General features: G+C 59.1%; 5 protein-coding genes and 1 pseudogene. 3 read left to right on the forward strand and 3 right to left on the reverse strand.

Annotation, left to right across the window (positions count from 1 at the left end; all coding sequences use genetic code 11):
- Together V7116_RS25290 and V7116_RS25295 are read right to left on the reverse strand one after the other, a co-directional pair.
- A pseudogene (locus V7116_RS25290) lies at positions 1-930 on the reverse strand (hypothetical protein); the annotation flags it as partial.
- Between the two features lie 132 nt (positions 931-1,062).
- Positions 1,063-1,509: a hypothetical protein gene (locus V7116_RS25295; protein ID WP_324394783.1), complete on the reverse strand. Its 447-nt coding sequence runs from the start codon at positions 1,507-1,509 to the stop codon at positions 1,063-1,065.
- Positions 1,510-2,060: 551 nt separating this feature from the next.
- On the opposite strand from V7116_RS25295, the gene V7116_RS25300 reads away from it, so the two are divergent.
- The 3 genes from V7116_RS25300 (at position 2,061) to V7116_RS25310 (ending at position 4,348) form a co-directional block, all read left to right on the forward strand.
- The gene (locus V7116_RS25300; protein WP_324394784.1) at positions 2,061-3,335 is read left to right on the forward strand and encodes an AfsR/SARP family transcriptional regulator; all 1,275 of its coding nucleotides are present in this window, start codon (positions 2,061-2,063) and stop codon (positions 3,333-3,335) included.
- Positions 3,336-3,592: 257 nt separating this feature from the next.
- Positions 3,593-3,982, forward strand: coding sequence for a hypothetical protein (locus V7116_RS25305; RefSeq protein WP_324394785.1), 390 nt, complete (start codon positions 3,593-3,595; stop codon positions 3,980-3,982).
- Positions 3,983-4,108: 126 nt separating this feature from the next.
- Positions 4,109-4,348: a hypothetical protein gene (locus tag V7116_RS25310; protein ID WP_324394786.1), complete on the forward strand. Its 240-nt coding sequence runs from the start codon at positions 4,109-4,111 to the stop codon at positions 4,346-4,348.
- 11 nt (positions 4,349-4,359) lie between these two features.
- Here V7116_RS25310 and V7116_RS25315 read toward each other — a convergent pair whose 3' ends face one another.
- Positions 4,360-4,875 (reverse strand): DUF421 domain-containing protein, encoded by a 516-nt coding sequence (locus V7116_RS25315; protein WP_324394787.1) that lies wholly within the window; start codon positions 4,873-4,875, stop codon positions 4,360-4,362.
- Positions 4,876-5,127: the final 252 nt, after the last annotated feature.

Here is a 5,127-nt window from a genome sequence, read left to right on the forward strand (position 1 = left end):
ATTCCCCAGCGTGTGCGCATGCCCGGTCATCAGGTTGTGTGCGAAGGCCGCGGCGGTCAGGCTCAAGGGGCGGTCGCTGCGTTCGGGATCCAACTTCTCGATATCGATCGCCACATCCAGCGTGAAAGGTTCGTTGGCCTTCACGGCTTGCAGCATCGATCGCCCGGCGGCGGTCCAGTGCATTTGGCCCTGAGTGGGCTGGTATGCGCGGATCTGCGTGACGCACAGCCGCAGCGTCTCGGGACGCGGGGCCGGGGTGGGGGAATAAACCGGCGCGTGTAGTTCCTCACCTGCAGGGCTGGTATCGCCGTTGTGCGATTCCGGTTCGGGAGCCGTGGAGGACAGCAGCGCCCGCGCGTGTGCCAACACCTGCTGCATCTTGTCGCTGAACGGTGCGTCGATCTCCGGGATGTTGTATGCCTCAGGAACCGGACGCTCTGCGCGCGGCTTCTCCGGGATCGGCGCGGGCGTCGGGGCAGGTGCGGAAGGCTCGCGCCGTGCTAGCATCCAGTCCCACGGCGCAGACGCGGCGGATTCCGGCCACGTTTCTCCTTCGTCGGCCTCCATATGATGCACGCTGATCTCGCGCTCGATCTCCCCATACGGGTTGGTCCGCTCGCGGAACTCCACCACGAACGACGCGGAGGGCTTCCAGGCATCGGGCGGAACGTGCAGGCTTTCCCGCTCGAATTCAGGCAGCGCCGACGCCAGGATACCCGCCTGCTCGATCCAGCTCTCGATGGCGCTCATCGCCACGATCTTGCCTTCCGGTCTCAGGCGCGACATGATGTCCTCGGGCGACATATCGGCCAGATCCGCATAGGTGCGGATCCTGAACGTATCCCGCAGCCATTTCTGGCGGGCGGGGCCGATCCCGTTGATTTGCGTGAGGTCCGCGTACCGGTCCGAAGTCGAGTGTTGGGAGGCCATTGCACTGCTCCTGAATTACTGATCGCCGGAATCAAGAGGATTCGTAGCGTCGCTGCGTGGATAGAAAAGGTGATGACCCGGCTCCGGCGCGTCTGATATGTGCCGGAGCCGGGTTGCGCCCGTTGAAAAGCGCTAGGCCTTATAGAACTGCATGACCTGGCCTTCGAAGTAGCCCGCGATGGGCACCGGATTGCCAGTCATTGTGTCCGTGAGGGTCAGGACTGCGGCCATCTTGTACGGGCCGGGGATCAGGTTGCCCGGAACCCCGCCGGGGAACGCCGGCAGCGTCGCTTCATAGGTCCGCTCAAGGGCGACCAGCGGCACCGAGTTGCCCAGCACGTCGTCGTGGGCCACCTCTCCTTCGAAGCCCTTCCCGAAGGATTCGAGGACGATGCTCACATGCCAGGTCGTGTTGTCGGTCATCGTGCCCGCGAACAATCCCTTCACGTTCCACTTCACGCGGATCTTCCACGCGTCACCGATGTGGATGATGCTCGTGGGCTGCTGCCCGGGATCCAACACGATCACGTTCGAAATGTCGCCTTCAAAAAACGGAGCGTTTTGCGGTTCGATTGGCATTTTGAATTCTCCTCACATCTGGCTTCTTGGGCATCTACGGTCGACCGTTATTAAGTGAACTCCCGTGGAATTAAGCAGGACTATTCTTCAGTTTGTGAGCCTATTAAAAAGATTGCGCTCCCGGCTGTGCGGCCCGCCGGGGCGCAAGGGAGCCGCCTCTTGTAAGGCGCAGACTTGGAGTGGACTTTATGCGCACCCGCCGCGCACTTAATTGTTTGAATCTGGCCGTTCGCATCGAGCGCCCAAATTAACCGCCTGTGCACGCTTTTTAAGTGAAATTTCAGCGCTTAACCCCGGTTTATGCCGCTCCAGACCATGACTATAGTCCCCCTTGAAAGTTTTGAAGCTTCATTACTAATATAAAGATGGATTAAAATCTATTTACGTTTTTCATGTTCGAGCCTTCGCGCCGCTCGCCTTCTTTGTTCGTCATCACCAGCATTCGCCCGCATTCATCTCATTCGAGCCAATAAGGGTTGCCTATGTCGCTGCTGAAAAGGCAGAATTTTGATCCTTGGGCAGTGCGAAATAACTGGCGAACCATAAACGGATTGGTTGGCAGTCAGCAGTACCAGCAGTTACAGGAACAGCTCGATCGCATGGCGGCAGACAGCGACGGCTTTATGTCTGAAATTGCCGCTGCCGCGCGTGAAATTGCCTCCGCATGTGATGTCAGCCATGCCAATGCGGAGTGGTATCGCCAGAATGTCGTGCGGGAAACCGCTCAGGAACAGACGCTGCTTCAGACGCTAGGAGCGTTGTGTAAGCTGGCCGAGGATTACGCCGTCTCGTGGGACGCGAACAAGGGGCGGGGCAATGGGGCTTCATCCGGCAGTCTGCTGGCCGGGTCCGATCAGCACGCCGCCGCGCCGCCGGATCTCGCGCGGCTTGCCCCTGTGCCGTCCCTGTGGCAGCGTATTCAGGACGTCTGGACCCGCGCCATACAGCCGCCGCCTGTGCCCGCATCCGAAGTGGAAGAGCTGGTGAAGGGCAACGGTGCCCGTGCGCCCGGTGTCCAGCCGCCGCCGCCGCATTTGCCCGACGAAGCGCAGTCTCCGGCGCTGGCGGTGTACTGCCTGGGTAAGTTCCGCGTTTACCTCGACAATCACCCGCTCAATAACTGGCCGGGCCGCAAGAGCAAGCAGGTGTTCAAGTACCTGATCCTGCACCATTCGACGCCCACGCCCAAAGAAGTCCTGATGGACCTCTGCTGGCCGGACACTGACCCGGACGCCGCGCGCAACAACCTCAACGTGACGATCTATGGCCTGCGCCAGATGCTGCGCGCGGGCAATTCGTCGTTCTCGTACATTCTATTTCAGGACGACTGCTATTTCTTCAACCCGGCGCTGCGCATGTGGATCGATGTCGATCTGTTCATGGAATACAGCGAAAAAGCCAGGCCGCTGGCGGGCAACGGCGTGTCCGACGTGTCCGTACAGGACTGCCTTGCGGCGGAAACGCTCTACCAGGGCGAGCTGTTCGAGGAAGATCGCTACGAAAACTGGATCATGCCCCAGCGCCACTTTTTGCAGATCCTCTACCTGGGCTTGCTTCAGCGGCTCAGCGATCACTATTTTTCCCAGAACAATTTTGCGATGACAGCGGCGATCTGTAACAAGGTGCTGGCCGTCGATACGTGCCACGAAGCCGCGCACCAACGCCTGATGATCTGCTACACGCGGCAGGGCCAGCGCCAGTTGGCGCTGCGGCAGTATCACCTGTGCGTCGAAACGCTCCGGCGCGAACTCGACATTCCACCCTCTGCCGCGACGGAAAAACTCTACGCAGATATCCTCGAAGATGCAGCGCTACCTACACCCTGATGTCCCTCTGTCTGAAGAACGATATATATACCATGTATTACGGTTGATTCTTCTCTCAAAACGATCCTCTGAATGCTTATTAGCACCCGCTTTTACCCGCTAAAAAGACCGGTTTCGCGCTCTATGGCAGGACATGTGCATTAGTTTGTAAGTGATATATGTCACTTGTAAAACCGATCCTATAAGAGTATGACTAGGTTGTACTCTACTTCTCTATGAGAGAAGTGTCAGGTTTCCGCCCAAAATCAGGGGGGCATATGTCGATCTATATCGAAAAATCGTCCGAAGAGCCTATTTTGTTCCATGTGATCCAGGGTCACATCGATACCGGCGAGATCCGGCAGGCGTACGAGCAGGACGCCGCGCTCTGCAAAAACGACCCGGGGCCAATTTTCCGCATCTCAGACTCGCGCAGCTGGGAGCCGGATTTCAGCCAGATGATGCTTGTTGTGGCCGAGATGGCGCGCGAAATGCAGGTTCGGAACGCGTTCGAATCAAAAGTGGTCAATATTTCGGTGACGAATGACGATGTCGTGCGGCTGGGGATGGACAGCATGTCGCAGCAGCAGTACGGTGGCAACGAGATTATCACCTTCACGGATATGGACGCGGCCCTCGCGTACGTCCGGGACCAGCTTGCTTTTTAAGGTTAAGTAGAGTTTCTCAACGATGGGTGAGCGACATCCCCGCGTCGCTCACCCTTTTTTGTCTCCGGTCACCGATCGATGTATCCTGAATTTATTCAACTCCGCCATGCCGGGAAGGTATAAGCGATGCCCACTTTACTGGAGCAGTATCCGGGAAGCGAGTTTCACTTTGATCCTGAGCTATCCGACGAGGATCTCCTCGCTCAACTTATTATCTATGAGGGTTGGACCCTGCGGTATCTGGCGACCAGCTCGACCGCGCTCCTGCTGGTTGCGCCCGATGGCCTCGACGAAGATGTGCCGTCGCGGTCCGCGATTATCCTGAAAGGGCGGGCCGCTGCCCTCTGGCTGGCGAACTACGCGTAACGCGACCCTCTTCATTTGTGCTGGAACGGCTTGGCGATTCGTTTGACTGTGTGGTGCGTGTTGGTGCTCACCGGCACGATGCTGATGCTGCCGTCGATCTCGAGCACGGCCATTTCCACGTCGCGAATATTGGCGATGCCGTGTTCGCGCAGCGCGGCCTCCAGCGTTTCCTGATCGATCCCCTCCCGCCTCAGATGCGGCATGACGGGGTCGCCGTGGAGCACCAGCACCGTCGGCGATCCTTCGACGATCCGCTGGAGTCGGGGCCAGCGCAGACGAAGCTGGGCCACGAGGCCGTTTAGCGCCAGCAGCACGAGCGCCGCGAGCAGGCCGCCCAGCAGCGACGTGTCCGGGCCGACCATCGCGTTCTGGACGGCATTCGCCAGGAGCAGAAGCACGACCAGATCGAAGATCGCCATCTGGCCGATCTCGCGCTTACCCGCCAGCCGCAGCCCGATCAGAATGATCAGGTAAACGACTGTCGTCCGCAGCACAATATCCCAGGCTGGAACTGTCATCGAAAACATGGGGTCACACTCCTTGTACGTCTCGTGTCGTGCCGCGCGCTACAGATCGTATCACGCCTTGACGCGTTGTCATCGGGGCGATTCTAAATTGGGGAGTCCTCCGCGCGACCGTCCGCGCCGCCGGGAACGTGATGCGGCTTGTGCGCGGCGCGGGGGAAACAGCAGGGGCGCTGCGCGCGCCCCGTATTTTTCGGTGTATTGGGTTTGTTCGGCAGTTGGAGCGTGTGATGCGCTTTTCGAGCGAGAAAACGG

This window comes from Aggregatilinea sp., assembly GCF_036822615.1.
GTDB lineage: Bacteria > Chloroflexota > Anaerolineae > Aggregatilineales > Aggregatilineaceae > Aggregatilinea.

Excerpts from the sequence above, each read along its gene's own strand:
- V7116_RS25295 (WP_324394783.1), bottom strand. The coding sequence starts at position 1,509 with ATGCCAATCGAACCGCAAAACGCTCCGTTTTTTGAAGGCGACATTTCG.
- V7116_RS25305 (WP_324394785.1), top strand. The coding sequence starts at position 3,593 with ATGTCGATCTATATCGAAAAATCGTCCGAAGAGCCTATTTTGTTCCAT.
- V7116_RS25310 (WP_324394786.1), top strand. The coding sequence starts at position 4,109 with ATGCCCACTTTACTGGAGCAGTATCCGGGAAGCGAGTTTCACTTTGAT.
- V7116_RS25315 (WP_324394787.1), bottom strand. The coding sequence starts at position 4,875 with ATGTTTTCGATGACAGTTCCAGCCTGGGATATTGTGCTGCGGACGACA.